The organism is Pseudoxanthomonas sp. PXM03, from assembly GCF_014852005.1.
Lineage (GTDB): Bacteria > Pseudomonadota > Gammaproteobacteria > Xanthomonadales > Xanthomonadaceae > Pseudoxanthomonas_A.
The window spans coordinates 918,655-942,835 of the sequence record NZ_JACVAU010000002.1 but is presented as its reverse complement, the minus strand read 5'-3'; the positions used below and the strand labels follow the sequence as shown (position 1 = coordinate 942,835).

The following is a 24,181-nucleotide window of genomic DNA, read 5'->3' as shown; positions in this document are numbered from 1 at the left end:
GCTTATTCCACCAGCACATCCACGCGCCGCGCTTCATCGGCATCCCCACCGCCGGTGGTCTGGGCCGGCTTGTCCAGCGCGATCCGCTCCACCGCAACGCCATTGACCACCAGCCATTGCTGGATGGCCTCGGCGCGCTGCTTCGCCAGCGCCTCGTTCGCAGCGGCATCGCCACTGGCATCGTGGAAGCCGGACACGCGGACACGCGTGCCCGGATCGGCGCCGAGCGTGCCCAGCACGCCGGCCATCCGTGCGCTGGTATCCGAGGGCACCACCGCCGATCCGCTGTCGAACAGGATGCGCGCACTGCGTCCGTCCACCACCTCGCCGGCGGCCATCGGCGCGGCATGCGCGGCGACCTCCGACGACGTGGCGCTGCCCAGCCAGCCATTGACCGGTAGCACCGGCACCAGCAGCAGCGCGACGATGTTGATGATCTTGATCAGCGGATTGATCGCAGGGCCGGCGGTGTCCTTGTAGGGGTCACCGACCGTGTCGCCGGTGACGGCGGCCTTGTGCGCCTCGCTGCCCTTGCCGCCATGGTGGCCGTCCTCGATGTACTTCTTGGCGTTGTCCCACGCACCGCCGCCGGTGGTCATCGAGATGGCCACGAACAGGCCGGTGACGATGGTGCCGATCAACAGGCCACCCAGCGCCTGCGGCCCGAGCAGCAGGCCGACGATGATCGGCACGATCACCGGCAGCAGCGACGGCACGATCATTTCCTTGATCGCCGACTTGGTCAGCATGTCGACGGCCTTGCTGTAATCCGGCTTGCCGGTGCCCGCCATGATCCCGGGGATCTCGCGGAACTGCCGGCGCACTTCCTCCACCACGCTGCCCGCCGCGCGGCCCACGGCTTCCATCGCCATCGCACCGAACAGGTACGGGATCAGGCCGCCGATCAGCAGGCCGACGATCACCAGGTGGTTGGACAGGTCGAAGGTGAACACCGTGCCGGGGTGCGCGGTCTGCAGGTTGTGCGTGTAATCGGCGAACAGCACCAGCGCGGCCAGGGCGGCCGAACCGATCGCATAACCCTTGGTCACCGCCTTGGTGGTGTTGCCCACCGCATCCAGCGGATCGGTGATGGCACGGATTTCCGGCGGCAGTTCCGCCATTTCCGCGATGCCACCGGCGTTGTCGGTGATCGGGCCGTAGGCGTCCAGCGCCACGATCATGCCGGCCATCGACAGCATTGCCGTTGCGGCGATGGCGATGCCGTACAGCCCGCCCAGCGCATACGCACCGAGGATGGCGGCGCACACCGCCACCACCGGCCATGCGGTGGAGCGCATCGATACGCCCAGGCCGGCGATGATGTTGGTGCCGTGCCCGGTGGTGGATGCAGCGGCCACGTGCTTGACCGGCGCGTACTGCGTGCCGGTGTAGTACTCGGTGATCCACACGATCACACCGGTCAGCACCAGTCCGACCAGCGCGCAGAAGTAGAGGTTCATCGCCCCGTAGCTGGAATCGGCCATCAGCTGCGTGGTGATGGGATAGAACGCGACGGCCGCCAGCACCGCCGACACGATCACGCCCTTGTACAGCGCGCCCATGATGGAGCCGCCCGCCTTCACCTTGACGAAGAAGGCGCCGATGATCGAGGCGATGATCGACACGCCACCGAGCACCAGGGGATAGAGGACGGCGTTCTCGCCGGCCTGCGCCGCCATCAGGCTGCCCAGCAGCATGGTGGCGATGATGGTGACCGCGTAGGTCTCGAACAGGTCGGCCGCCATGCCGGCGCAGTCGCCGACGTTGTCGCCTACGTTGTCGGCGATCACGGCGGGGTTGCGCGGGTCGTCTTCGGGAATGCCCGCTTCCACCTTGCCCACCAGGTCCGCGCCGACGTCGGCGCCCTTGGTGAAGATGCCGCCGCCCAGGCGCGCGAAGATCGAGATCAGCGACGAGCCGAAGGCCAGGCCGATCAACGCATGCAGCGCTTCGGCCTCGGTGTAGCCCATGTGCAGGTGGAGCACCGCGAAATAGCCGACCACGCCCAGCAGGCCCAGGCCGACCACCAGCATGCCGGTGATGGCGCCGCCCTTGAAGGCCACGTCCATCGCCGCGCTGATGCCCTTTCTCGCCGCTTCGGCAGTGCGTACGTTGGCGCGCACCGAGACGTTCATGCCGATGTAGCCTGCCGCGCCGGACAGCACGGCGCCGATCAGGAAGCCGATGGCGCTGGCCCAGGAAAGGAAGAAACCGATCAGCACGAACAGCACGATGCCGGCGATGCCGATGGTGGTGTACTGCCGGTTGAGGTAGGCGCTGGCGCCTTCCTGCACGGCCGCCGCGATTTCCTGCATGCGGGCATTGCCCGCGGGCTGTTTCATGATCCAGCGCGCAGCCACCACGCCGTAGATGATCGCCACGCCGGCGCAGATCAGCGCCAGCGTCAAACCGTGTTGTTCCAGCATGACCCCTCCCAAGGTTGATGGATGTCGTCCAGCAGAACGCTTGAACACGCAACCCAATCCCGGTGGAGCCTGTTGAACGATTGAGCGCACTCGACCGCTGCGATGGACTGCAGCACGAAACCCTTGTTCAGACATCCCTGGAGCTGGCCCGAGTATGACCGGATGCGATGCGTGCCGCCAGCGGTGACGGGCCGGTTCAGGCATTCCATGCCAGCCTTTCGCCCCCGATCCTGTTTTCGCATCCGTTTCAAGGAGTTGCCATGCGCCAGACCGTCGCACTACCGTTGTTCGCCGCCTGCCTCGCACTGGCGATGCCCGCACAGGCGGCCGATCCGGCGCCCGAGATCCAGCGTCCTGCCGGCGCGCCGCAGGCGGTCGGTGTGGTGCACAGCCTGCGGCAGATCCCCGAGGCCTGCGCGCGGCTGGAAGGCGCCTTCACCGGCGACGCGACGCAGCCTTATCGCTATGCCCCAGTGCGAACGAGTCCGCAGTGCCAGCCGCGCGCGCGCTTCATCGATTTCGACAAAGCGAAGCCATCGGTCGCGACAGGCTGGAAACTCAATGATGTGATCCGCGTGCCGAACGCCGCGTGTCCCTCGCAGCAGGCGGTCGTGCGTGTGTGGCGCAAGCCCGGCAGCGCCACGCCGCCGCCGCTGGATGGCCAGGGCCAGTCGCGTATCTACCTGCAGGAAGCGAAGCAGCAGGCAGGCGCTGCGGCACAAGCACCGTCGCTGACGTTGTATGCGGCGAAGCTTGAGGTGGAAGGCAAGGCCTGCAAATAAGGACGGCGACGGTCTCCCTGGGGGAGACCGTCGCCGCGGGGTCCGCTTCCGCGCTTACTTCTTCGCGGGCTTGAGCTCTTTCGCCATGCCGTTGAAGGCGGCCTCGTCGGAAGGCGACAGGTTCGGGCGACCGGCCATGAAGCCCATCGTGATCGAGCCGAGCACGTAGTAGGTCTCGCCTGCTTCCACTTCCAGTGTCAGCACGTCCTTGGCTTCGGAGTGCACCGTGTACTGATGGGTGCCCGGCGCGACGGAGGCGACGAAGTACGTGCCGCTGCTGAGCTTGCCGAGCTCCGTTTCGCCTTCGCGGACCTTGTACTTCACGGCGGCGCCGGCGAATTTCTTCTCGCGGAAGAACACGATCTGGCCCATGCCTTCGGACGGTGCGCCGATCAGGCTGTCGCCCGCTGCCGGCGCAGGCGCGGGCGCTGCCTCGGGTGCTTCCGTGGCGGCAGGCGCAGCGGCCTCCTGCGACTGGGCGTGGCCGGCCGCCATCGGCAGCAGCAGGGCGAGGCAGAGCAGCGAACGGTTCAACGGATGACGCATGGGTTACTCCTGTGTGTCGGGTGGTTTCGGGGTGGATGGGATGTCGGGCGTCGAGGGCGTTGGAGCAGCCGCGTCTGGCGCGATGCCGCTCGTGGCGGCTTCCGTGGAAAAGGAGCCAGCCAGCTTGGCCGTCGCCGTCGTCAGCGCGGGGATTTCGATTTCCTTGCCGTGGATGAAGTGCGCGAAGGGTCCGATGCCCAGCGACGCGCCCAGTGCGGCGCCGCTGGTGTCGCGTCCGGCACCGCCCAGCTTGAAGCCGCGCAGCCGGATGGTGTGGTCGCCGAGCTGGAGGCGTCGCGCCGCGAGGATGAGTTCGCCGGGTTTGCCTCCACCGCGCGAGGGCTCGGCATGCACGATCTCGCCGGCGCCTTCGATGCCAGCGGGGATTACGATTGCATCGTCCACGACCACCGGTTCCTTCAGGCGCAGACGGAAGGCGTCGCCGCGATGGGCGTGCGCGGAACTGATGGGGTCGAGTATCTCGATGACGAGCAGCGTGCCATCAGGCAGTACGCAGCGCGCAGGCTGCGCAGGCGGGGCTGCTTCACCGCTGACGGGAGCAGGCGGCACCGGCGCGTCCTGCGCGCCGCACGGCAAGGCGCACAGTACCGCGAGCAGGCCCGCGCCCACGCATGTCCATTGTCTTTGCATGTTCCCCCTTGGTGGCAACGCTAGCGCAACAGAAAGGGGTCGCCAAGCGGGGGAAGCGGCCATTCCGTGGCCAGGGCCGGGTGCCGCAGGCGCCCGCTACGAAGCGGCAGGGGTACCCTGGTGATAGGACAGCTGCCAGCCGAGCGCGGTATGTCGCCACACCGACATGCGTAGCGCGGCACTGTGCCGTGTGCCGTCGCCAGCGACTCCGTGCGAGGCGAAGTGCAGCAACGCCACGCCGTCCGAGAGCCGCTCGATGCGGTGATCGTAGGCGAGGATGCGGGGTGGAGACGGGCGATCGGCGAGAAAGTCGATGACGGTCTGCCGCGTGTAGCGCGTGCCCGAACGGCCGACCTCATGGAAGTCGGCATGCAACAGGCGCTCCAGCCGTTCGCGCGTACAGGTCACGCCGGGGTGATGGAGTTCGGATTCGAGGGCCGACAGTTCGGCGAGCAGATCATCCATCGGGCCATGCTAGCGCGAGGAGACGGCGATCAGGACGTTGCGCGCAGGGTGGAGCTTGCCGCGTCCTTGTGCGCGAGATACTGCCCGAAACGGTAGCCGGCACCTGCCACAGCGAGCCCGATGGCGACGGCAAGCAGTCCGATGAGCACTTTGCGGAACATGGGAGCATCCGGTGGCGTGGCGACGGATCCACGCTAGCACCGCCGCGCAAGCCGCGACGGTGCCTGAAGTCATCCTGCCTTGATGCTCGCGCCGCGTTCGGCCAGCAACGCGCGCAGCACCGACCGGTGGCAGTGTGCTTCGTCCTCGCAGTAGCAGCCGACCGAGAAGTCGCTGCCGTGCGACAGCGCGGCGAGCAGGTCCAGCGTGCGGGCATTGTCGGGCGCGGCCATCTCGGCGCGATACTTCCTGGCGAAGGAAGCCCAGGCCTTGGGTGTCGTCGCCTGCTGCGCTTGCTTCACCAGCTCCGTGCTGGGCGCGAGATTGGGATACCAGAGGTCGTACCAGTCCTGCGCCGCGAACTCCGCCTTCGGCACGCCACGTGGCGGCCTGCGCACCGTGCCGATGCGCAGGCCTTCGTCCTTCGCGCGCGGACTGCCGAGCCGGACAATGCGCAGCGTCACGCGCCCGTCAGCCTTCCCACGCCGGCAGTTTCTTCTTCACCGCTACGTTCTTCAGTGCGACGTACTTGGGCAGGCCGTCGGTGCCGTAGGGCGGATAGGCTTCGCCGCGGATCAGTGGCTGCAGGTACTTCCGCGCGGCGGGCGTGATGCCGTACCCGTCCTTGCGGATGAAGCCCGGCGGGAATTTCTTCTCGTGATTGGCCACCTTCGACAGCGGCGCGGCCTCGATCTTCCAGCGGAACGGTGCGTCGGACGTGCGCACGATCACCGGCATCACCGCATTCTGTCCCTTCAGCGCGAACTGCACGGCGGCCTTGCCCACCGCCTGCGCCTGCTCCCAATCGGTCTTCGAGGCGATGTGGCGCGCCGACCGCTGCAGGTAGTCGGGCAGGGTCCAGTGCACTTTCAGGCCCAACTGGTCCTTCACCCGGCCCGCCAGGTAGGACGCCACGCCACCGAGCTGCGTATGGCCGAACGAGTCCTTGCCACCGCCGGCATCGGCGACGAAGCGGCCATCGGCATGCTGGATGCCTTCGCTGGCCACCACCACGCACCAGCCCACGCGGTCGACGACCTTCTTCACCTGCGCGAGGAACTGCGTCTCGTCATAGGCGCGCTCCGGGAACAGGATGATGTGTGGCGCCTCGTCGGGCGTCTGCCCGGCCATGCCCGCCGCCGCGGCCAGCCAGCCGGCGTGCCGGCCCATGGCCTCGTAGACGAAGACCTTGGTGGAGGTTTCGGCCATCGCCGCCACGTCCAGCGCGGCTTCGCGCACGGAAACTGCGGTGTACTTCGCCGCCGAGCCGAAGCCGGGGCAGGTGTCGGTGACGGCCAGGTCGTTGTCGACCGTCTTCGGCACGCCGATGCAGGTCAACGGGTAGTCGAACGCCTGCGCCAGCTGCGAGACCTTCCACGCCGTGTCGGCCGAATCGTTGCCGCCGTTGTAGAGGAACCAGCGCACGTGGTGCGCCTTCAGCACGGCCAGCAGGCGCTCGTACTTCGCGCGGTCGGCCTCCAGTGATTTCAGCTTCACGCGGCAGCTGCCGAAGGCGCCGCCCGGCGTGTGGGCCAGGGCGCGGATGGCGGCGGCCGACTCCTTGCTGGTGTCGATCAGCTCCTCGCGCAGGGCGCCGAGGATGCCGTTGCGTGCCGCCAAGACCTTGATTTTCCGGCCCCGCGCTTCGGTGATGACCGCCGATGCGGAGGCGTTGATGACGGCGGTGACACCGCCGGACTGCGCATAAAGTAGGGTGCCAGATGCCATGTGGGGTTCGTTCCGGGTTGCCGGGATGCGGTAAGCTTCACACAGATGACGCGGTGCAGCGCGGCGCCCGGCGCCCGGCGCGGTCCACCGCCCGCAGGATTCCAGTTTGGGAGTGACAGCATGCGATTGGTTCTACTGGGCCCACCCGGGTCGGGCAAGGGCACCCAGGCAGCGCGCCTGAAGGACTACCTGCAGGTACCACACATCTCCACCGGCGACCTTCTGCGCGCCGAAGTGGCCGCCGGCAGCCCGCTGGGCCTGCAGGCCAAGGAAATCATGGCGCGCGGCGACTTCGTCAGCGACGACATCCTGCTCGGCATGCTGGAAGACCGCTTCGCACGCCCCGACACCGCCAACGGTTTCATCCTGGACGGCTATCCGCGCAACCAGGCCCAGGCCGATGCGCTGGGCACGTTGCTGGCCCGGCTTGGCCAGCCCATGGACTATGCGGTGCAACTGGAAGTGCCGGCCGACCTGCTGGTCGAACGCATCGCCGGCCGTGCCGCCGCGGAAGGCCGCGACGATGACACGCCCGAGGTGGTGCGCAACCGCCTGGACAAGTACACCACCCAGACCGCACCGGTGATCGATTACTACCGCCAGCACGGCCAGCTGACCGTGGTGGACGGCGTGGGTTCGCTGGACGAGGTGTTCACCCGCATCACCGAGGCGCTGGCACCGGCCAAGGAAGTGGGCTGACGTCCCCGCATTCCCGGACGCGACTCCACGAAGCCCCGCCATGCGGGGCTTCTTCGTTGAGGGCTGTGGTGGCGGGGATCGCGGGCCGCAGGGGCCGGCTGTTATGGTCCGGGTCCCGAGGGGTCGCCCGGAGTCGTCGATGAAGCGCATCGCCAGCCTGCTGCTTGCCAGCCTGCTCGCCGTATCCGCCGCCGAAGCCAAGGACTTCCTGCGCACGCAGGGCACGCAGATCGTCGACGAAGCGGGCAAGCCGGTGATCCTGCGCGGCATGGGCTTGGGCGGCTGGATGCTGCAGGAAGGCTACATGCTGGACATCGACGGCACGGGCACGCAGCGCAGTATCCATGCGCGCATCGTCGAGCTGATCGGGCCGGAGAAGGCCGGTGCCTTCTACCAAGCTTGGCGTGACAACCACACCGCCAAGGCCGATATCGACGCGATGGCGCGCTGGGGTTTCAACTCCGTGCGCCTGCCGATGCACTACGCGCTGTATACGCTGCCGGTGGGACAGGAGCCGGTTGCCGGCCGGCAGACCTGGGTGGAAGAAGGCTTCCGCCGTACCGACGAACTGCTGGCCTGGGCCAAGGCCAATGATCTGTACCTGATCCTCGACCTGCACGCCGCGCCCGGCGGGCAGGGCAACGACAACAACATCGCCGACCGCGATCCCACGCAGCCCTCGCTGTGGGACGACCCGCGCCACCAGGACAAGATGGTGGCGCTGTGGAAGAAGCTGGCGCAGCGCTACAGGGACGAGCCGTACATCGCCGCGTACGACATCATCAACGAGCCCAACTGGGGCTTCGCCGACAAGGCTGACAGCAACGGCTGCAAGGAAGACGGCAACGCGCCGCTGAAGGACTTGCTGGTCCGCACCACGCGCGCGATCCGCGAGGTGGACAAACGCCACATCATCGTCATCGAGGGCAACTGCTGGGGCAACAACTATCGCGGCGTGCTCGACGACGGCCCGTGGGACGACAATCTGGTGATCAGCTTCCACAAGTACTGGAACGTCACCACGCGTGAGAGCATCGCCGACCTGCTGGCGCTTCGCGACAGGCACCGCATGCCGCTGTGGCTGGGCGAGACCGGCGAGAACTCCAACGACTGGTTCGCCCGCACCGTGGCCCTGGTCGAAGGCGAGGGCATCGGCTGGGCGTGGTGGCCGCTGAAGAAGATCCGCTACAACAACCCGCTGCAGGTGGTGCCGAACGACGGGTATCGCCGGGTGCTTGCGTACTGGAAGGGCGAGGGTCCGCGTCCGTCCTCGGAAGAGGCAGAAGCGGCGCTGATGCGCCTCGCCCGCGAGGACGTGCGCTACGAAAACAACGTGCAGCATCCGGACGTGATCGATGCGTTGTTCCGCGCGCCGCATTCGGACCAGTCGGTGCCGTTCAAGGCGCACGCGATCGGTGCGCAGGGCGGTATCATCGCGGCGGTCGATTTCGACATGGGCCGCAACGGCGTGGCCTACCACGATCTCACGCCGGCCAATCACCATATCTCCGACGGTGGCGAGCGCGTGGTGTGGAACCCGGCCATGACCTACCGCAACGACGGTGTCGACCTGGGCAAGGGCGACGACGGTGCACTCCGTGTCGCGGGCATGCGACGCGGCGAGTGGCTCAAGTACACCCTCGATGCCGGTGCCGGCGGCCGTTATCGGCTGGCGCTGGACGGGCGCGGCACGGGGCGTGTCTCGCTGGTGCTCAACGGGGTACCGGTGAAGGCCGCCGAACGCGCCCGCGGATTCCGTGCGCTGCGACTCGCGCCCGGGCGCAACACGCTGGTAGTGAAGGCCGAGAGCGATGGCCTGGATCTGCAGGCCCTGCATTTTTCCCGCTGAACCCTCGTCACGCCCACGCCTTGCAGGACGTGCCGAACCCGGCGCGCTCGGCTAAAGTTCACGGACTCATTCGGGAACCGCAGTCTTGAAGATCCACATCCTCGGCATCGCCGGCACCTTCATGGGCGGCGTGGCCGCCCTGGCACGCGAACTCGGCCACATCGTCGAAGGCAGCGACCAGGCCATCTACCCGCCCATGTCGACCCAGCTCGAGCAGCTCGGCATCGCGCTGGCGCAGGGCTACCAGCCGCAGAACATCGCGCCGGACTGCGACGAGATCGTGATCGGCAACGCGTTGTCGCGCGGGAATCCCGCGGTCGAGGCGGTGCTGGACCAGGGTCGGCGCTACATCTCCGGCGCGCAATGGCTGTCCGAACGCGTACTGCCGGGCCGCGACACGCTGGCCGTGGCCGGCACCCATGGCAAGACCACCACGACGACCATCCTGACCTACCTGCTGGACGCGGCCGGGCGTTCGCCGGGCTTCCTGATCGGCGGCGTGGCCGAGGACTTCGGCGTGTCGGCGCGCATCGGCGGCGGCCGCGAGTTCGTGGTTGAGGCTGACGAGTACGACACTGCCTTCTTCGACAAGCGCAGCAAGTTCGTCCACTACCGCCCTCTGGTCGCCATTCTCAACAACCTGGAATACGACCACGCCGACATCTTCCCGGACGTGGCGGCGATCCAGCGCCAGTTCCACCACCTGGTGCGTACCGTGCCGCGCCGTGGTCGCCTGATCGTCAACGGCGAAGACCGGAGGCTGGAAGAAGTGCTCGCAATGGGGTGCTGGACCCCGGTGGAGCGCTTCGGTTTCGATGCCGCGCTGGAATGGAGTGCGCGCCTGATCCGCGAAGACGGCAGCGCGTTCGCCGTGCGCCACCACGGCAACGAGATCGGCGAGGTGCACTGGCCCATGCTCGGCCGCCACAACGTGCTGAATGGCCTGGCCGCGCTCGCCGCCTGCCATGCGGTCGGCGTCGAGGTCGCCACCGTGCTGCCGGCGCTGACGACGTTCCGCAGCGTGAAGCGGCGGCTGGAAGTGATCGGCCAGCACGACGGCATCACCGTCTACGACGACTTCGCCCACCATCCCACCGCCATCCACACCACCCTGGAAGGTCTGCGTGCGCGTGTCGGCGATGCGCGCATCCTGGTGGCGATGGAGCCGCGCAGCAACTCGATGCGCTCCGGCGCGCATGCCGGGGCGCTGGCACCCTCGCTCGACATCGCCGATGCGGTCGTCTTCCTGCATCGGCCGGAACTCGCATGGGACGCCGGCAAGATCGTTGCCGCCATCCGTGGCGACGCACGCACCGTCCCCGACGCCGATACGCTGATCGCAGCGTTGAAGACGCAGGTGCGGCCCGGCGACCATGTGGTGTTCATGTCGAACGGCGGCTTCGACGGTGCGCCGCGACGTTTCCTGGCGACTCTGTCCGATGGCGTGCCTGCGTCGGGCGTCTCGCGCACATAGCCGCCAATTCATCTCACAAAAGAGCGATGTTCTCGATCATGCTGCGGCGATGTGTTGCGCTGCAGCGCAATCGAGATCTTTTGAAGAACGACGTGCGCGCAGCAGCCAGAGCCGACATGCGCTGACACATGGAGGGTGCGCGTATCGCGTGTCCGGTCCTGCAATCAATTCGCGTGGCAAGCGGCGGCATGCCGAATGGGTAGAGTGCGCATACGCGCGGCGAAGCCGCGTCCTTCGTCCATTCCCAGGAGATGCCGCATGACCCGACTTGCCAAGGCCCTTGGACTCGCCGTCGCCTCGCTCGCGTGCGCTGCAAGCGCGCACGCCACGACCTACGTAGTGACCGCCAACAACAACAGTTTCGATAACCAGCTTGTCAGCCGCATCGAGGCCGCAGGCGGCCGCATCGTAGCGCGCCTGCCGCAGATCGGCGTTGCAATCGTCGAATCCGACAATCCGGCGTTCGGCACGACTGCGGGCCGCATTCCCGCAGTGCGTTCCGCCGTCGCCGACGTGGCCATCCAGTACGACCTGCCGACCGCGGCGGAAGAGGTCACCGCCGACTATGCGAACCCGCCTGCATCCGGTGACAACGACAGCTTCTTCGATTTCCAGTGGGGCCACGCCGCCATCGATGCTGCGGGCGCCTGGAACGCAGGTTATCGGGGCGCTGGCGCGACGGTCGCCGTGCTGGATTCCGGCGTCTACTGCGCGCACGCGGACATCATCCCCAATCTCAATACCGCCAAGTCGGCGTCGTTCGTCGCGGGGCAGACGTACTGCAACACCAGTGGCAGCACGCACGGCACGCATGTGATGGGCACCATCGGTGCGGCCGACAACGGCATCGGTACCATCGGCGTCGCCCCGGAGGCGGAACTGATCGCAGTGAAGGTACTGAATCCGGTGACGGGCAGCGGCTCGTTCGCCGCCATCATCCAGGGCATCGTGCACGCCGCCGATGCGGATGCAGATGTCATCAACATGAGCCTGGGCGTGAACGGTGGGCTGCAGGTGGGCGGCAGCGAGGTGGCGGAGCTGGTCAACGCCACGGCGCGGGCCGTGCGCTATGCGAACAAGCAGAACGCCACCGTGGTCGCATCGGCTGGCAATGATGGCCGCGACCTGGACCACGACAGCGGTCGGGTCTGCGACACCGATGGCACCTGCACCACGGTGAACCTGCGTTCGTTCCCCGGCCAGCTGCCGGGCGTCATCACCGTCAGCGCGCTCGGCCCGCTGGCCTGGCTGAAGAATCCCGCGGGCACCGACTTCGATATCCGCGCCAGCTACAGCAACTACGGCCAGTCGGCCATCCACTTGGGCGCGCCGGGCGGCAACTACGACTACCCGGGGACCGAGAACTGCACGTTCAAGGGCATCGTGCGCGCGTGCTGGGTGTGGGACATGGTGTTCAGCACCACGTCTGGTACCTCGGGCTACGGCTGGTCCGCCGGCACCAGCATGGCGGCGCCCCACGTCTCCGGCGTCGCCGCGCTGATCATCGGCAAGCACGGTGGCGAACTCTCGCCGGCGGCGGTGGAACGCATCCTGCGCGCATCGGCGGATGATCTCGGCAAACCGGGCAACGACGCGACGTTCGGTGCGGGACGCGTGAACGCGCGACGTGCCGTCACGCAATGATGCGTTGACCTCCACACTGTCAGATGCGAGGGCCACGCCGGTCACGGTGTGGCCCTTTTCGTTTCCGCTTCCCCGCGCGGAACATCGGCCTTTAAACTGCCTGCATGCAATCACTGGAATCCCTGCCGCTGTTCCCACTGCACAAGGTGCTGTTGCCTGGCGCCGCCATGGATCTCCGCATCTTCGAGCGGCGTTACCTGGACCTGGTGCGTGATTGCGGGCGCGCCGGGAACGGGTTCGGCGTCTGCCTGATCCTGGAGGGCTCCGAAGCGGGTGCGCCCGCGACGCCCGCGGCCTATGGCGTCGAAGCGCGCATCGAGAACTTCGACATGGGCGAGGACGGGCTGCTGTCGCTGCGCGTGCGCGGCCACCGGCGTTTCCACGTGGTCCGCACGCGCGTCCGCGACAACGGGCTGGTGATGGCGGATGTGGAATGGCTGTGCGCCGACGAGGACTGGGAGATCCGTCCCGAGCACGCACTGCTGGGCACCTTGCTTCAGACCATGATGGAAAAGGTGGGCAGCGATCTGAACGGATTGCCGCCGCGCATCTTCGAGCACGCCGCCTGGGTGGGATGGCGATTGGCGCAGGTGCTGCCGATCACTCCGGAACAGCGCGTGTCGATCCTGCAGGAAGACGACGTGCACGCGCGCCTGCAGCGCCTGCTGGAGTGGATCGACTGACACCGGCCCGGCGGGGAGGGCTTTAGCCTCGACCGCACATACTGGATTCCGGGATGCCTGACAGGAGGGCGTCGGGGTTGGCTTTCAACAGCCAGCAAGGCTGGTCAGCCCCTTCCTGCAGGAACCTCCCGGTGAGTCAGGGCGGGACCGCCTCGCCACCGGTGCGCAAGCGCAGCACCGGCAGCCCGGAATCCGGATGCGGCGCGATCGCGTGAGCGAGATCCGGCGTGGCCTGCGTCACCGCGTCGAGCGCCGTGCGCGCTTCGCGCAGTGGCCGCCACAGGCGCACCAGATTGAAGGCGCGCTGCTGCTGCAGCACCTGCGCACTGCCGATCCACAGCGGTACATTGCCCGGCTGCAGCCGCGTGTCCGCCGGCCACAGGCGCAGCACGAACACTTCGCCGGGCTGGTCGCCGTTGCGCAGCATCAGCAGGCTCTCCGCGCGGGTATCCAGCGTGGCCGGCAGCACCGGCTGCTCATCGTCGGGCAGGTCGCTGTCCAGCAGGTTCAGGGCTTCCTCCCACCCGGCCTGCGGCTGCTCGCGCCAACCGGCGGCCGTCAGGCTGGCCTTCAACGGCGCCAGCGGCCCGGCGACCTGCACGTCCAGCGGCCAGCGCTGTTCGTCATCGAATTCGTTCCGGCGCGCCGGCAGTGACTGCCAGTCGCGTTGCCACCAGTCCTGCAGCGCAATCGTCCGTTCGATCACCGGTGCCTGGAACTGCGCCAGCATGGGCTCCACGTTGCGCGGCGCATGCCACAGTCCGGCCAGCACGAAGCTGCCGTAGAACAACCATGCGATGGGCTTGATCCAGAACGAGCGCACCATGCGGCGGCGGTACGCGATGCCCAGCACCAGCAGCCACACCAGGCCGAACAACATGCCACCCACCACGTCGCTGAGCCAGTGCGCGCCCAGGTAGATGCGCGCGAAGCCGATCAGCGCCACCACGATGCCCGAGACCAGGTAAGGCCACACACGCGTGCGGCCCGGGAGTTCGCGCGCGATCAACACGGCGAAGAAGCCGAAGGTGATCGTCGACATCGTCACGGCGATGGAGGGAAAACCGAACCCGCTGCTGACGCTGGGCGGCTTGGGGATGTCCACCGACGCGCCGAGCCATGCGGTAAGCGCCAGGCCGAAAGCGAGCGCCGCGAGCCAGTGCCCGGCCGCCATCCAGCGCCTGCGCCAGCACAGGTAGACCAGCACCAGCAGCGACGCCGGCGCCAGCACCTGTTCGTCGCCCAGCGAGGCGATCGCGGCCAGCGGATAGTCCGCGAGCGGATTGCGCAGCGCACGCATCAGTTCGTGGACCCACAGGTCCATGGCGAGTGGTTCGCCGTGGCCGATCACGATGATGAGGAACGCGAACCACACCCATACGATCGCCAGCAGCAGGATCGCCAGTAGCGCGAGCGGCACGGACTCGCGCCGGAAGGGGTCGAACACGGCCGCGGTGTAGCGCCCCAGCACGGGGTGCGCGTGCGACCACGCGAGTGCGCGCGCCAGCAGGGCGTCGGCGTGCGCGGCGAACCAGCGGTAGGTATAGAGCACCAGCGCCCAGGCCAGCGCCAGCACCAGTACCAGCAGGCCCAGCACCAGGGCCAGCCGGCCCGCCACGGCGGCGACGGCATCGTAGGCATGGCCCAGCACCCAGCCGGGAAGCAGGAACGCCGCGGCCCACGCCACGCTGGCTGCGCCGCTGGCCACCAGGTAACGGCGCAGCGGCATCCGCGATATACCGGCCACGGCCGGCACGAAAGGGCGGATGGGCCCGACGAAGCGCGCGACGAAGATGCTCTTCCACGCATTGCGCCGGAACAGCAGTTCGCCGCGATCGAGCAATTGCGGGTATTTGCGGAATGGCCAGACCGTCCGCAGCTGTTGCCCCCAGCGGTGTCCTATCCAGTAGCTGGTCGCATCGCCGATCAGGGCGCCCAGCGTGGCGCAGGCAACCGCATACGGGCCGGAAATCTCCCCCAGGCCAATCAGCACGCCCACCGCGAACAGCAGCGGCAGGGCGGGCACGATGGCGCCGATGATGATCGCCGCATCGCAGAACGCGATGGCGAAGATCACCAGGCCCGCGGCGACAGGATGTGCACTGATCCAGGCCAGCAGGTTGTCGAACCAGGAAGATTCCATCGCGGGATTATAGGCGGCTGTTCCTGACCCGCGTCTGCCAGCCCTGGGCAGTAGAATGACGTCGTGGACTTGCGCTCGCCCTCCGAAATCACCGCACTCAAGGCCGACAGCTTCGGTCGTATCTCCCTGATGCAGGGGCCGTCGGGTCCGTTCGTGCGCCGCGATCTCGCGCACGTGCCCCTGTGGCTGCGGCTGCCCGCCTGGTGGCTGGCGCGGCGCGAGGCCCTAGCGTTGCGCAAGGTCGCGGGGATGGCCGACGTGCCCCAACTGCTCGACTGGACCGGCCGCCGGCTCGACCGCAGCTACATGGAGGGGGCAGCGATGTACCAGCGCCCGCCACGCGGCGATCTGGCCTACTTCCGCGCCGCACGCCGCCTGCTCCAGCACCTGCACCGCCGGGGCATCGCCCACAACGATCTCGCCAAGGAGGCGAACTGGCTGGTGCTGGAAGACGGCCGCCCGGCGATCATCGATTTCCAGCTCGCCACCCGCGGCGACCCGCGCTCGCGCTGGATGCGCCTGCTGGCGCGCCAGGACCTGCGCCATCTGCTCAAGCACAAGCGCATGTATTGCGGCGCGTCGCTCACCCCCATCGAGAAGCGGGTGCTCAAGCGCACGTCCTGGCTGCGTGACCTCTGGTTCCGCACCGGCAAGCCCGTCTACCGCTTCATCACCCGGCGGTTGCTGAAGTGGGAAGACAACGAAGGGCAGGGACCGAAGCCGTGAGCCTCCGGCGAGCACGCGCGGTCTCCTGTGCGGTGCCTGCGGACAGCACGTTGCGCGCCACGGCCGACGATGCCTACTTCGTGCATTGCGCCGCCATCGGACTGTCGCGCGCGCCCGTGTCCGCCTTGCAGGTGTACCAGGACATCGCGCATCTGGTGCCCGCCTGGTTCGAGGGAATGATGACGGCACGCAACTGCGTGATGCGGTGGTTGGGCATGAAGGACCTGGGGCGTATCCGTGCCGCAGGCCGGGCACGCGATGTGCGGGTCGGCGAGAAGGTCGGTATCTTCACCGTGCTCAGCCACGCCCCGAACGAGATCGTGCTGGGTGACCAGGACCGGCACCTGCGGGTGTCGCTGTCGTTGCAAGTCAGACGGCAGCACGATGCCGCGCATCTCTACTGCGCCACGGTGGTCGAACACCCCAACTGGCTGGGTCGGCTCTACATGCTGCCGGTGGATCCGATCCATCGGTTGATCGTGCCCCACCTGCTGCAACGCTACGCGCGTCGGCTGTGCGACGCCTCCGCCCCTTTCCCACGGGATGCACCATGAATCCATTGTCCGGCAAGACCCTCTTCATCACCGGCGCCTCGCGCGGCATCGGCCTGGCCATCGCCCTGCGCGCGGCGCGCGATGGTGCCAACGTGGCCATCGCCGCCAAGTCTTCGGTACCCAACCCCAAGCTGCCGGGCACCATCCACACCGCGGCCGAGGCGGTGAATGCGGCGGGGGGGCGCGGGCTCGCGCTGAAGTGCGACATCCGCGAAGAAGACGACGTGAAAGCCGCCATGGCCGCCACAGCGGATACCTTTGGCGGCATCGACATCCTGGTCAACAACGCCAGCGCCATCTGGCTGGCCGGCGCGCTGGACACGCCGATGAAGCGCTTCGACCTGATGCAGCAGGTCAATGCGCGCGGCAGCTTCCTGTGCGCGCAGGCCGCGCTTCCCTACCTGAAGCAGGCCCCCAATCCGCACATCCTGACGCTCGCGCCACCGCCCACGTTGGACCTGAAGTGGTGGGCGCCGCACACCGGTTACACGTTGGCGAAGATGGGCATGAGTTTCGTGACCCTCGGGTTGGCAGGCGAGTTCGGTCCGCAGGGCATCGCCGTAAACGCGCTGTGGCCGCGCACCATCATCGCCACGGATGCGTTGAACATGATTCCCGGCGTGGAGATCCCGCGTTGCCGCACGCCGCAGATCGTCGCCGACGCCGCGCATGCCGTGCTCGCCCGTGATGCGCGTGGTTTCCACGGTCACTTCCTGATCGATGAGGACTTGCTGCGCGAAGCCGGCGTCGCGGATTTCACGCCGTATGCCGTTGATCCGTCGCAATCGTTGCTGCCGGACCTGTTCCTGGAATAGCGGGCAGGCGCGTTGCGCACCCTGTCTTTGATGCCGGTCATGAAGGGGAGTCACGATGATGTCGCCATCTGAAACCGCAGGACGCCAGGCGCTGGCGTTCATCCGCATGGCCCTGGCCACGCTGCTTTTCGTCCATGGCGTCGCGCGCGTGCTGGCCGATGGCGTGGCGCCATTCGGGGTATTCCTGGAGTCGCGCGGATTTCCGTTCGGACCGGGGATCGCGTGGTTCGTGACGGTGTTCGAACTGGTCGCGGCACCGGTGTTCGCGGCGGGCCGATGGGTCATGCCGATCGCGCTGGTGTTCAGCGCGATCTACGCGTGCGGCATCTGGCTGGTGCACGCGCCGGCAGGCTGGTTCGTGGTGGGCCTTGGCCGCAATGGCGCCGAGTACAGCGTGCTGATCATCGCCTGCCTGCTGGCCAATGCGTGGGCACACCGCACCCGTTCTTCCGTTCCGACATGAGGCTGTCATGAAATACCTGCACGCGATGATCCGCGTCCACGATCTGGAGGCCACCGGCCGCTTCCTCACCGAAGGCCTGGGCCTGGTGGAAACCCGGCGCATGGACAGTCCCCAGGGGCGATTCACCCTGGTCTACTTCGGCGCGCCGGCCAACCCGGAGGCGGAGATCGAACTGACCTACAACTGGCGGCCGGAAGACGGATCGCCCGCCGAGGACTATGGCAGTGCGCGCAACTTCGGCCATCTCGCGTTCGAGGTCGACGACATCCATGCGACCTGCGCGCACCTGCAGTCGCTGGGCATCACCATCAACCGCCCGCCGCGCGATGGCCGCATGGCCTTCGTCCGCACACCGGACCTGATCTCGATCGAATTGTTGCAGAAGGGTGCCGCGCTGCCACCGCAGGAGCCTTGGCTTTCGATGGCGAATACGGGAAGCTGGTAGGGCGTAGTCCCGGTAAGGGACCGCGCGAACAGGGATCAGGGGAACACATGGCGTACCTGCAGGGATTGTCCGCATTCGCCACGTACTTCGGCATGGGGCTCGGCTTCGTGTTGCTTTACGTGGTGCTGTATTTGCACCTGACTCCACATCGCGAGCTGGCACTCATTCGCGAGGGCAACCTTGCCGCCAGCATTGCGCTGGCCGGCGCACTGCTGGGCTTCGCGCTGCCGCTGGCGGGCGCACTGCGCGCCGCCGTGAATCCGCTGGACCTCGCACTGTGGGCCGGCATTGCGCTGCTGGCGCAGGGCGTGGCCTACCTGCTCGTTCGTCTGCTGTTGCCGCGGTTTCCGGACCGTATCGCGCAGGCCGAGCTGTCGGCCGCGGTGCTGTCCGCGACCGTGCACGTGAGCGTGGGCTTGGTGAATGCCGCCGCGATGAGTTACTGACGATGGGCAAGCGCAGGAAGCGACCGGTCGTTCCGCTGAAGATGTTGTCCGTGCCTGCGCGCAAGCGCTCGTGGGATGTGCCCTGGATGTGGGTTGGCGCTGCGGTGCTGATCGGCTTCCCTATGCTGCGCGATGCCACGGCGGATCGCATGCTCCGCAACCGTTACGCCAACCAGTACAGCTGCGAGTGCGACTACGGCGCGCAGCGCTGCAGTCCCGTGGGCGGCCAGTGGGTCGGGCCGTGGTATGCCCGTGATCTTGCGAAGCGGGCGGCGGACGATCCCGGGCACGGCGGCACGTGCCCCAGCCGTGGCACGACGGGTGGATATGGTGGCAGCTACCGCTACGGAAGTGGAACCGCCTCGAATGGCTATGAGCCTCCCCGAAGCGTCGAGCACGGTTACCGTGGCGGGTTCGGCGGTACCGGACGGGTCCGCGCTGCGGGTTCCTGATGGAACGGCGGAATTGCGTGCCGCGTACGCATTGGCAGTCCCGTGTCGAAGCGCTGGGTTTCGATTTCCACAGCCTCAACGGCACCTATTGGGTGGAGGACGGCTATTACGCATTCGATGCGGCGGAAGTGGATCGGATCGAGGACGCCGCCAACGAACTGCATCGCATGTGCCTGCATGCCGTCGCGGAGATCGTCGCGCGAGGCGACTATCACCTGCTGGGGCTGGATGCGCGGGCGTCCATGCTGGTCGAGCGCGCGTGGAAGGAGGGCGAAGGCGCGTTGTACGGCCGCATGGACCTGGCCTACGACGGCCACGGGGCGCCGCGCCTGCTTGAATACAATGCCGACACCCCAACCTCGTTGTTCGAAGCGGCGGTAGTGCAGTGGCACTGGCTCGAGGACACCGCGCTTCTTCCGGACCAGTTCAACCTGATCCACGAGCGACTGGTCGCGCGTTGGCGCCAGTTGCTACCCGTCGACGCGCACCTGCATTTCGCCGGCTCCCTTGGCGCGCCGGAAGATGCGGCCACGTTGGAGTACCTGCAGGCGACCTGCCTGCAAGCCGGTCATACTGCGCAACTGCTGGATATGTCCGACATCGGTTGGCGCGAAGGCTTCATCGATCTCGCTGACCGCCCCATCGATCTTGCGTTCAAGCTGTATCCCTGGGAATGGATGATGGCGGAGCCGTTCGCGGAGCACCTGTCTCGCGTCCCGACGCGATGGATCGAGCCGGCCTGGAAACAGGTGTTGTCCAACAAGTCGCTGTTACCTTTGCTGTGGTCGATGTTTCCGGATCATCCCAACCTGCTGCCGGCCTCACACGAGCCTCGCGACATCGCCGGGCCCGTCGTGGGCAAACCGCGCTTCGGACGGGAAGGCGAGGGCGTATTCCTCGCCGACCAGGGCGTTCATTTCGGCGAGCAGGGCATGGTGTACCAGGCTCGGGCGTCGTTGTTCGAGCAGGCGGGACGCCACGCGTTGCTCGGTGTGTGGTTGGTCGGCGACGAAGCCGTGGGCATGGGGATCCGCGAAGATGACGGGTGGATCACGCGAGATACCAGTCGGTTCGTGCCCCATGGCTTTCGCTGAAAGCGGTCGCTTCGCGTCACGCTGCGACGCAGTGCGGCTTGGCAGCTTGCGCCGGATGCGGGAAGCTGGCAGCCGGTTTCCATGGGAGCAGAACGCATGAACCTCGCCCTGATCGTGATCGACGTGCAACGTGGCCTGTTCGAGCCGGCGCCGGCCGATGCCGACGCGGTCGTCGAGCGCATCAATGCGCTGTCGGCGAAGGCGCGGCAGGCGGGTGCGCCGGTGATCTTGGTGCAGCACGAGCGTGCGGACGATCTGGTTCCCGAGTCCGAAGGGTGGGCGCTGCATCCTGCGCTGGCGGTGGAGCAGGGCGACCACCGCATCCGCAAGAGCACGCCGGACTCGTTCCTGCGCACCGGACTGGACGAGGTGCTGTCGTTCTGCGGTGTGGAAGGCGTGGTGCTGTGCGGTTACGCCACGGAGTTCTGCGTGGACACCACCACGCGCAGCGCGGCGGCGCATGGGTACCACGTGGTGCTGGCCGCCGACGCGCACACCACCCACGACAAGGCGCACGCGACGGCCGACCAGATCCGCACGCACCACAACGCCACGCTGCCGGCGATCCGCAGTTTCGGCGTGAGCATCCGGGCGCTGCCGGCCGACGGGATCGCCTTCACCTCCTGAGCGGCGGGATGCTGCGGCGCCCGCTGGCGCGGACCCCGCGATCGGCGACAATACACGGCCATTTCCGCTGCAGAGCCGCTGCCATGAGCGCCACGACCGCCGCCGACCTGCTGGCCAACGGCCAGCGCTACTACCTGCCCGTGTACCGTCCGCGCGACGTCATCCTTGAGCGCGGCCAGGGCGCGCGCGTCTGGGACAGCGAGGGACGCGAATTCATCGACCTGTCCGCCGGCATCGCCGTCTGCGGGCTGGGCCACAACGACCCCGACCTGGTCGCGGCGCTGACCGAGCAGGCGCGCAAGCTGTGGCATACCAGCAATGTCTTCTACAGCGAGCCGCCGCTGCGCCTGGCCGAGGAGCTGGTTACCGCGTCGCGCTTTGCCGAGCGGATCTTCCTGTGCAACTCCGGCGCGGAGGCCAATGAAGCGGCGATCAAGCTGGTGCGCAAGTGGGCCGCCTCGCAGGGCCGCGCGCCGGACCAGCGCGTGATCGTGACGTTCCGTGGCAGCTTCCATGGCCGCACCCTGGCCACCGTGACGGCGACGGCGCAACCGAAGTACCAGGAAGGCTACGAGCCGCTGCCCGCCGGCTTCCGCTACGTCGATTTCAACGACCTGACCCAGCTGGAGATCGCCATGTCCTGCGGCGATGTGGCGGCGGTGATGGTCGAGCCGGTGCAGGGCGAGGGCGGCGTGATGCCGGCCGCGCCCGGCTTCCTGGCCGGCGTGCGCGCGCTGTGCGATCACCATGGCGCGCTGTTGGTGCTGGACGAAATCCAGGCGGGCATGGGGCGCACCGGTACGCTGTTCGCGCACTGGCAGGACAGCGTGGTGCCCGACATCGTAACGCTGGCCAAGGCGCTGGGCGGCGGTTTTCCGGTCGGTGCAATGCTGGCTGGCCCGAAAGTGGCCGAGGTGATGCAGTTCGGCGCACATGGCACCACCTTCGGCGGCAATCCCCTGGCGGCGGCCGTCGCGCGCGTCGCGCTGCGCAAACTGGCCTCCCCGCAGATCGCCAACAACGTGGCGCGACAGTCCGCGGCGCTGCGCAAGGGGCTGGACGCGATCAATGCGGAACTCGGTCTGTTCTCGCAGTTGCGTGGACGCGGCCTGATGCTGGGTGCGGTGCTCAGCGCGAAGCATGCCGGCCGGGCCGGCGAGGCCCTGGACCGCGCGGCGGCGCAAGGCCTGCTGCTGTTGCAGGCAGGCCCCGACGTGCTGCGCTTCGTGCCTGCGCTGAACATCACCGACGAGGAAGTGGCCGAAGGCCTCCGGCGCCTGCATACGGCGCTGCGGGCGTTCGCTGCCTGAGCGGTGCAGCCCTCCCGATGGCGGGCATGATCAGGCGGCCGGCAGGGTAAGGCGCGCCACGGTACGGCCGGGTACGCTCTCGATCCGCAGGTCGATGCCGTGGCGTTCGCAGAGTCGCTGCACGATCGACAGGCCCAGGCCAAAGCCTGCACTGTCGTCATGCTTGATGAAGGGCTGGAAATCCACGTCGCGCACGCCGGCGCCCGGGTTGGAGACACACAGCGTGTCGCCGTCCATGGCGATGGCGATGCGACCTTCGCGGGTGTGCGCGAACGCGTTGCCGACCAGGTTGGACAGCAGGATGTTCAGCACCGTGGTGGGCAGGGTCGTCGCGTGGTGGCTGGCGACATCGACGTGGACGTCCACCTGCTTGCTGTCCAGCAAGGGTGATTGCTCGACGACGACGCGTTCCAGCACCGGCAGCACCGCGGTGGCGCTCGCGGGCCCCGGCGCTGCCTGCTCGCGCGCCAGCGACAGCAGCAGCATCACCGTCTGTTCCAGTTGCCGCGACGATTGCGCGATGTGGTCCAGGCTGCGGCGCGCCGCCTCCGACAGTCCTGGCTCCGTGCCCAGGCGCTCGGTCGCGGTGCGGATCACCGTCAGCGGCGTCCTTAGTTCATGGCTGGCATCGCGGGTGAACTCGCGTTCGCGCTCGACGAAGGCGCGCACGCGCGCGATCAGGTCGTCCAGCCGGCGCGCGAGCAACCCCACTTCATCGTCGGGGAATGCGGCGGCGAAATTCGGCGGCAGTCGCTCCGGCGTGGCGTCTCCCACCGCCTGGGCCAGTCGCGACAGGGGCGCGGTGATGCGATGGGCCAGCCAGCCACCGAGCAGCAGGGCCAGGGTCACCACTGCGACGCCCGTCCAGAACAGGAGGTGCAGGATCTGCGTCCGCATCGGCCGGACCGCCAGCAGAGAACTCACTTCGGCGACCAGCCACGCACGCGGACCCGCGGCGTCGGGCGGATCGAGGGGGCGGAGGTGGTAGTGCCGGCCCGCGGCACCGGAGAACTCCCGCCGCCGCGGTTCCTGACGCAGCACGTCGGCCATGCCGTCCGGGAGCGCGGACATGTCGGTCACCACGGAGATGAAGCCGTCGCGTGGCGTCGCCCACGTCCCGTGGTCGCGATGATGCTGCAACTGCGCGGCCACCTCGCGTTCGAGCATCGCCTCGAAGAGGTGGTCTTCGACCGTGTAGACGAACAGCAGCACGTACAGCGCGAAGACGGCCGCGACCACCACGGTGAACGTGGCGAACGCCAGCATCAGGCGGTTGCGCAGGCGCCTGCGGGGCGCGTGGGCGTTGCGGCTCATGCGTCGGCCTGCAGGCGGAAGCCCACGCCGTGCACGGTCTTCAGCATCGGGGTGGTGAAGGGCTTGTCCAATGCCTGCCGCAGCAGATACAGGTGCGTGCGCAGCGGATCGGACTCCGGTGGCGCGTCGTTCCACAGGCGCTGGATCAGTTCGCTGCGCGTCAGCGTGCGCGGCCAGGCCTCGGCCAACGCCAGCAGGATCTGGTAGCTGGTCTGGTGGAGGTCCAGGTGATGACCTTCCCGTCGTGCCTGGCCGTTGCGACGGTCGATATGCAGCGAGCCGATCTGCAGCACATGCGTCTGCCCGGCACGATGCCGTTGCGACAGCGCGATGCAGCGCGCCAGCAGTTCCGCGCCCGCGAACGGCTTTACCAGGTAGTCGTCGGCACCAGCCCGGAAGCCCTGCAGCTTGTCCTCCAGCGCATCGCGTGCGGTCAGCATCAGCACGGGGACATGCCGGTCGGCTTCGGCCCGCAGGCGCTCGCAGAGACGGACGCCGTCGAGCCCCGGCAGTCCCAGGTCCAGCACCACCACATCGGGCGGCGCGTCCAGGGCCATCTGCAATCCGCTCCGTCCATCCCCGGCGAACTCGGCCTGGATTCCCTCCGCTGCGAACAGGCCATCGAGCTGCGCGCGCAGCAACGGGTTGTCCTCGATCACCAGGACGCGGAGCGCGGAGGCCTTCAT

At 67.8% G+C, this 24,181-nt stretch carries 26 protein-coding genes and 1 pseudogene; 16 read left to right on the top strand and 11 right to left on the bottom strand.

Features of this window, described 5'->3' with window-relative positions; translation table 11 throughout:
- Positions 1 to 2 precede the first annotated feature (2 nt).
- Both IB223_RS18870 and IB223_RS13240 read right to left on the bottom strand, forming a co-directional pair.
- A complete protein-coding gene (locus tag IB223_RS18870; RefSeq protein ID WP_225591103.1) occupies positions 3 to 338 on the bottom strand; it encodes an OmpA family protein in 336 nt (111 codons plus the stop codon).
- A gap of 60 nt (positions 339 to 398) precedes the next feature.
- A pseudogene (locus tag IB223_RS13240) lies at positions 399 to 2,426 on the bottom strand (sodium-translocating pyrophosphatase); the annotation flags it as partial.
- 260 nt (positions 2,427 to 2,686) lie between these two features.
- On the opposite strand from IB223_RS13240, the gene IB223_RS13235 reads away from it, so the two are divergent.
- Positions 2,687 to 3,208 (top strand): hypothetical protein, encoded by a 522-nt coding sequence (locus IB223_RS13235; protein WP_192202168.1) that lies wholly within the window; start codon positions 2,687 to 2,689, stop codon positions 3,206 to 3,208.
- Positions 3,209 to 3,262: 54 nt separating this feature from the next.
- Here the strand turns inward: IB223_RS13235 and IB223_RS13230 are convergent, their stop codons facing one another.
- The 6 genes from IB223_RS13230 to IB223_RS13210 form a co-directional block, all read right to left on the bottom strand.
- Entirely contained in the window at positions 3,263 to 3,754 is a 492-nt protein-coding gene (locus IB223_RS13230) for a DUF2846 domain-containing protein (protein WP_192202167.1), read from the bottom strand.
- Between the two features lie 3 nt (positions 3,755 to 3,757).
- On the bottom strand, positions 3,758 to 4,405 hold the full coding sequence (locus IB223_RS13225; RefSeq protein WP_192202166.1) for a hypothetical protein: 648 nt from the start codon (positions 4,403 to 4,405) through the stop codon (positions 3,758 to 3,760).
- A gap of 96 nt (positions 4,406 to 4,501) precedes the next feature.
- Positions 4,502 to 4,870, bottom strand: a complete 369-nt coding sequence (locus IB223_RS13220) for a DUF4440 domain-containing protein (RefSeq protein ID WP_192202165.1) — start codon at positions 4,868 to 4,870, stop codon at positions 4,502 to 4,504.
- 29 nt (positions 4,871 to 4,899) lie between these two features.
- Positions 4,900 to 5,031, bottom strand: coding sequence for a hypothetical protein (locus IB223_RS18965; protein ID WP_255431483.1), 132 nt, complete (start codon positions 5,029 to 5,031; stop codon positions 4,900 to 4,902).
- 69 nt (positions 5,032 to 5,100) lie between these two features.
- Complete coding sequence (locus tag IB223_RS13215; protein ID WP_192202164.1) at positions 5,101 to 5,493, bottom strand: DUF488 family protein; 393 nt, start codon at positions 5,491 to 5,493, stop codon at positions 5,101 to 5,103.
- Positions 5,494 to 5,500: 7 nt separating this feature from the next.
- On the bottom strand, positions 5,501 to 6,757 hold the full coding sequence (locus tag IB223_RS13210) for a 6-phosphofructokinase (protein WP_192202163.1): 1,257 nt from the start codon (positions 6,755 to 6,757) through the stop codon (positions 5,501 to 5,503).
- Positions 6,758 to 6,877: 120 nt separating this feature from the next.
- Between IB223_RS13210 and IB223_RS13205 the strand changes: the two genes are divergently transcribed.
- From IB223_RS13205 to IB223_RS13185, 5 genes are all read left to right on the top strand, one after another.
- Complete coding sequence (locus tag IB223_RS13205) at positions 6,878 to 7,456, top strand: adenylate kinase (protein ID WP_142125568.1); 579 nt, start codon at positions 6,878 to 6,880, stop codon at positions 7,454 to 7,456.
- A 139-nt stretch (positions 7,457 to 7,595) separates the two neighbouring features.
- The gene (locus IB223_RS13200; RefSeq protein WP_192202162.1) at positions 7,596 to 9,305 is read left to right on the top strand and encodes a cellulase family glycosylhydrolase; all 1,710 of its coding nucleotides are present in this window, start codon (positions 7,596 to 7,598) and stop codon (positions 9,303 to 9,305) included.
- Between the two features lie 85 nt (positions 9,306 to 9,390).
- The gene (gene mpl, locus IB223_RS13195; protein WP_225591032.1) at positions 9,391 to 10,779 is read left to right on the top strand and encodes a UDP-N-acetylmuramate:L-alanyl-gamma-D-glutamyl-meso-diaminopimelate ligase; all 1,389 of its coding nucleotides are present in this window, start codon (positions 9,391 to 9,393) and stop codon (positions 10,777 to 10,779) included.
- Between the two features lie 258 nt (positions 10,780 to 11,037).
- The gene (locus tag IB223_RS13190) at positions 11,038 to 12,423 is read left to right on the top strand and encodes a S8 family serine peptidase (protein WP_192202161.1); all 1,386 of its coding nucleotides are present in this window, start codon (positions 11,038 to 11,040) and stop codon (positions 12,421 to 12,423) included.
- 104 nt (positions 12,424 to 12,527) lie between these two features.
- Positions 12,528 to 13,106, top strand: a complete 579-nt coding sequence (locus IB223_RS13185; protein WP_192202160.1) for an LON peptidase substrate-binding domain-containing protein — start codon at positions 12,528 to 12,530, stop codon at positions 13,104 to 13,106.
- A 136-nt stretch (positions 13,107 to 13,242) separates the two neighbouring features.
- Here the strand turns inward: IB223_RS13185 and IB223_RS13180 are convergent, their stop codons facing one another.
- A complete protein-coding gene (locus IB223_RS13180; protein ID WP_192202159.1) occupies positions 13,243 to 15,249 on the bottom strand; it encodes a bifunctional DedA family/phosphatase PAP2 family protein in 2,007 nt (668 codons plus the stop codon).
- Positions 15,250 to 15,378: 129 nt separating this feature from the next.
- Here IB223_RS13180 and IB223_RS13175 point away from each other — a divergent pair, with 129 nt between their 5' ends.
- From IB223_RS13175 to IB223_RS13130, 10 genes are all read left to right on the top strand, one after another.
- On the top strand, positions 15,379 to 15,975 hold the full coding sequence (locus tag IB223_RS13175) for a phosphotransferase (protein ID WP_255431487.1): 597 nt from the start codon (positions 15,379 to 15,381) through the stop codon (positions 15,973 to 15,975).
- Positions 15,972 to 16,529, top strand: coding sequence for a DUF2867 domain-containing protein (locus tag IB223_RS13170; protein WP_343227198.1), 558 nt, complete (start codon positions 15,972 to 15,974; stop codon positions 16,527 to 16,529). Before IB223_RS13175 ends, IB223_RS13170 begins: the two co-directional genes overlap by 4 nt.
- Positions 16,526 to 17,344, top strand: a complete 819-nt coding sequence (locus IB223_RS13165) for an NAD(P)-dependent oxidoreductase (protein WP_192202158.1) — start codon at positions 16,526 to 16,528, stop codon at positions 17,342 to 17,344. Before IB223_RS13170 ends, IB223_RS13165 begins: the two co-directional genes overlap by 4 nt.
- Positions 17,345 to 17,399: 55 nt before the next feature.
- Positions 17,400 to 17,807: a DoxX family protein gene (locus IB223_RS13160; RefSeq protein WP_192202157.1), complete on the top strand. Its 408-nt coding sequence runs from the start codon at positions 17,400 to 17,402 to the stop codon at positions 17,805 to 17,807.
- A 7-nt stretch (positions 17,808 to 17,814) separates the two neighbouring features.
- Positions 17,815 to 18,252 carry a VOC family protein gene (locus tag IB223_RS13155; RefSeq protein ID WP_192202156.1) on the top strand — a complete coding sequence of 146 codons (438 nt, stop codon included), beginning with the start codon at positions 17,815 to 17,817 and terminating at the stop codon, positions 18,250 to 18,252.
- Between the two features lie 47 nt (positions 18,253 to 18,299).
- Positions 18,300 to 18,698, top strand: coding sequence for a DUF350 domain-containing protein (locus tag IB223_RS13150; protein ID WP_192202155.1), 399 nt, complete (start codon positions 18,300 to 18,302; stop codon positions 18,696 to 18,698).
- A 2-nt stretch (positions 18,699 to 18,700) separates the two neighbouring features.
- On the top strand, positions 18,701 to 19,150 hold the full coding sequence (locus IB223_RS13145) for a hypothetical protein (RefSeq protein ID WP_192202154.1): 450 nt from the start codon (positions 18,701 to 18,703) through the stop codon (positions 19,148 to 19,150).
- A 17-nt stretch (positions 19,151 to 19,167) separates the two neighbouring features.
- Positions 19,168 to 20,244 carry a glutathionylspermidine synthase family protein gene (locus tag IB223_RS13140; protein ID WP_343227197.1) on the top strand — a complete coding sequence of 359 codons (1,077 nt, stop codon included), beginning with the start codon at positions 19,168 to 19,170 and terminating at the stop codon, positions 20,242 to 20,244.
- 96 nt (positions 20,245 to 20,340) lie between these two features.
- On the top strand, positions 20,341 to 20,871 hold the full coding sequence (locus IB223_RS13135; protein WP_192202152.1) for a cysteine hydrolase family protein: 531 nt from the start codon (positions 20,341 to 20,343) through the stop codon (positions 20,869 to 20,871).
- An 83-nt stretch (positions 20,872 to 20,954) separates the two neighbouring features.
- Positions 20,955 to 22,181 carry an acetylornithine transaminase gene (locus IB223_RS13130; protein WP_192202151.1) on the top strand — a complete coding sequence of 409 codons (1,227 nt, stop codon included), beginning with the start codon at positions 20,955 to 20,957 and terminating at the stop codon, positions 22,179 to 22,181.
- A gap of 30 nt (positions 22,182 to 22,211) precedes the next feature.
- Here IB223_RS13130 and IB223_RS13125 read toward each other — a convergent pair whose 3' ends face one another.
- Both IB223_RS13125 and IB223_RS13120 read right to left on the bottom strand, forming a co-directional pair.
- On the bottom strand, positions 22,212 to 23,495 hold the full coding sequence (locus tag IB223_RS13125; protein WP_192202150.1) for a HAMP domain-containing sensor histidine kinase: 1,284 nt from the start codon (positions 23,493 to 23,495) through the stop codon (positions 22,212 to 22,214).
- Positions 23,492 to 24,181, bottom strand: a complete 690-nt coding sequence (locus IB223_RS13120; protein ID WP_192202149.1) for a response regulator transcription factor — start codon at positions 24,179 to 24,181, stop codon at positions 23,492 to 23,494. The genes IB223_RS13125 and IB223_RS13120 overlap by 4 nt, the downstream gene beginning before the upstream one ends.

Excerpts from the sequence above, each read along its gene's own strand:
- IB223_RS13145 (WP_192202154.1), top strand. The coding sequence starts at position 18,701 with ATGGGCAAGCGCAGGAAGCGACCGGTCGTTCCGCTGAAGATGTTGTCC.
- IB223_RS13150 (WP_192202155.1), top strand. The coding sequence starts at position 18,300 with ATGGCGTACCTGCAGGGATTGTCCGCATTCGCCACGTACTTCGGCATG.
- IB223_RS13125 (WP_192202150.1), bottom strand. The coding sequence starts at position 23,495 with ATGAGCCGCAACGCCCACGCGCCCCGCAGGCGCCTGCGCAACCGCCTG.
- IB223_RS13210 (WP_192202163.1), bottom strand. The coding sequence starts at position 6,757 with ATGGCATCTGGCACCCTACTTTATGCGCAGTCCGGCGGTGTCACCGCC.
- IB223_RS13235 (WP_192202168.1), top strand. The coding sequence starts at position 2,687 with ATGCGCCAGACCGTCGCACTACCGTTGTTCGCCGCCTGCCTCGCACTG.
- IB223_RS13130 (WP_192202151.1), top strand. The coding sequence starts at position 20,955 with ATGAGCGCCACGACCGCCGCCGACCTGCTGGCCAACGGCCAGCGCTAC.
- IB223_RS13190 (WP_192202161.1), top strand. The coding sequence starts at position 11,038 with ATGACCCGACTTGCCAAGGCCCTTGGACTCGCCGTCGCCTCGCTCGCG.
- IB223_RS13205 (WP_142125568.1), top strand. The coding sequence starts at position 6,878 with ATGCGATTGGTTCTACTGGGCCCACCCGGGTCGGGCAAGGGCACCCAG.
- IB223_RS18965 (WP_255431483.1), bottom strand. The coding sequence starts at position 5,031 with ATGTTCCGCAAAGTGCTCATCGGACTGCTTGCCGTCGCCATCGGGCTC.
- IB223_RS13225 (WP_192202166.1), bottom strand. The coding sequence starts at position 4,405 with ATGCAAAGACAATGGACATGCGTGGGCGCGGGCCTGCTCGCGGTACTG.
- IB223_RS13185 (WP_192202160.1), top strand. The coding sequence starts at position 12,528 with ATGCAATCACTGGAATCCCTGCCGCTGTTCCCACTGCACAAGGTGCTG.
- IB223_RS13220 (WP_192202165.1), bottom strand. The coding sequence starts at position 4,870 with ATGGATGATCTGCTCGCCGAACTGTCGGCCCTCGAATCCGAACTCCAT.
- IB223_RS13160 (WP_192202157.1), top strand. The coding sequence starts at position 17,400 with ATGATGTCGCCATCTGAAACCGCAGGACGCCAGGCGCTGGCGTTCATC.
- IB223_RS13180 (WP_192202159.1), bottom strand. The coding sequence starts at position 15,249 with ATGGAATCTTCCTGGTTCGACAACCTGCTGGCCTGGATCAGTGCACAT.
- IB223_RS13165 (WP_192202158.1), top strand. The coding sequence starts at position 16,526 with ATGAATCCATTGTCCGGCAAGACCCTCTTCATCACCGGCGCCTCGCGC.
- IB223_RS13135 (WP_192202152.1), top strand. The coding sequence starts at position 20,341 with ATGAACCTCGCCCTGATCGTGATCGACGTGCAACGTGGCCTGTTCGAG.
- IB223_RS13200 (WP_192202162.1), top strand. The coding sequence starts at position 7,596 with ATGAAGCGCATCGCCAGCCTGCTGCTTGCCAGCCTGCTCGCCGTATCC.
- IB223_RS13155 (WP_192202156.1), top strand. The coding sequence starts at position 17,815 with ATGAAATACCTGCACGCGATGATCCGCGTCCACGATCTGGAGGCCACC.
- IB223_RS13230 (WP_192202167.1), bottom strand. The coding sequence starts at position 3,754 with ATGCGTCATCCGTTGAACCGTTCGCTGCTCTGCCTCGCCCTGCTGCTG.
- IB223_RS18870 (WP_225591103.1), bottom strand. The coding sequence starts at position 338 with ATGGCCGCCGGCGAGGTGGTGGACGGACGCAGTGCGCGCATCCTGTTC.
- IB223_RS13175 (WP_255431487.1), top strand. The coding sequence starts at position 15,379 with ATGCAGGGGCCGTCGGGTCCGTTCGTGCGCCGCGATCTCGCGCACGTG.
- IB223_RS13120 (WP_192202149.1), bottom strand. The coding sequence starts at position 24,181 with ATGAAGGCCTCCGCGCTCCGCGTCCTGGTGATCGAGGACAACCCGTTG.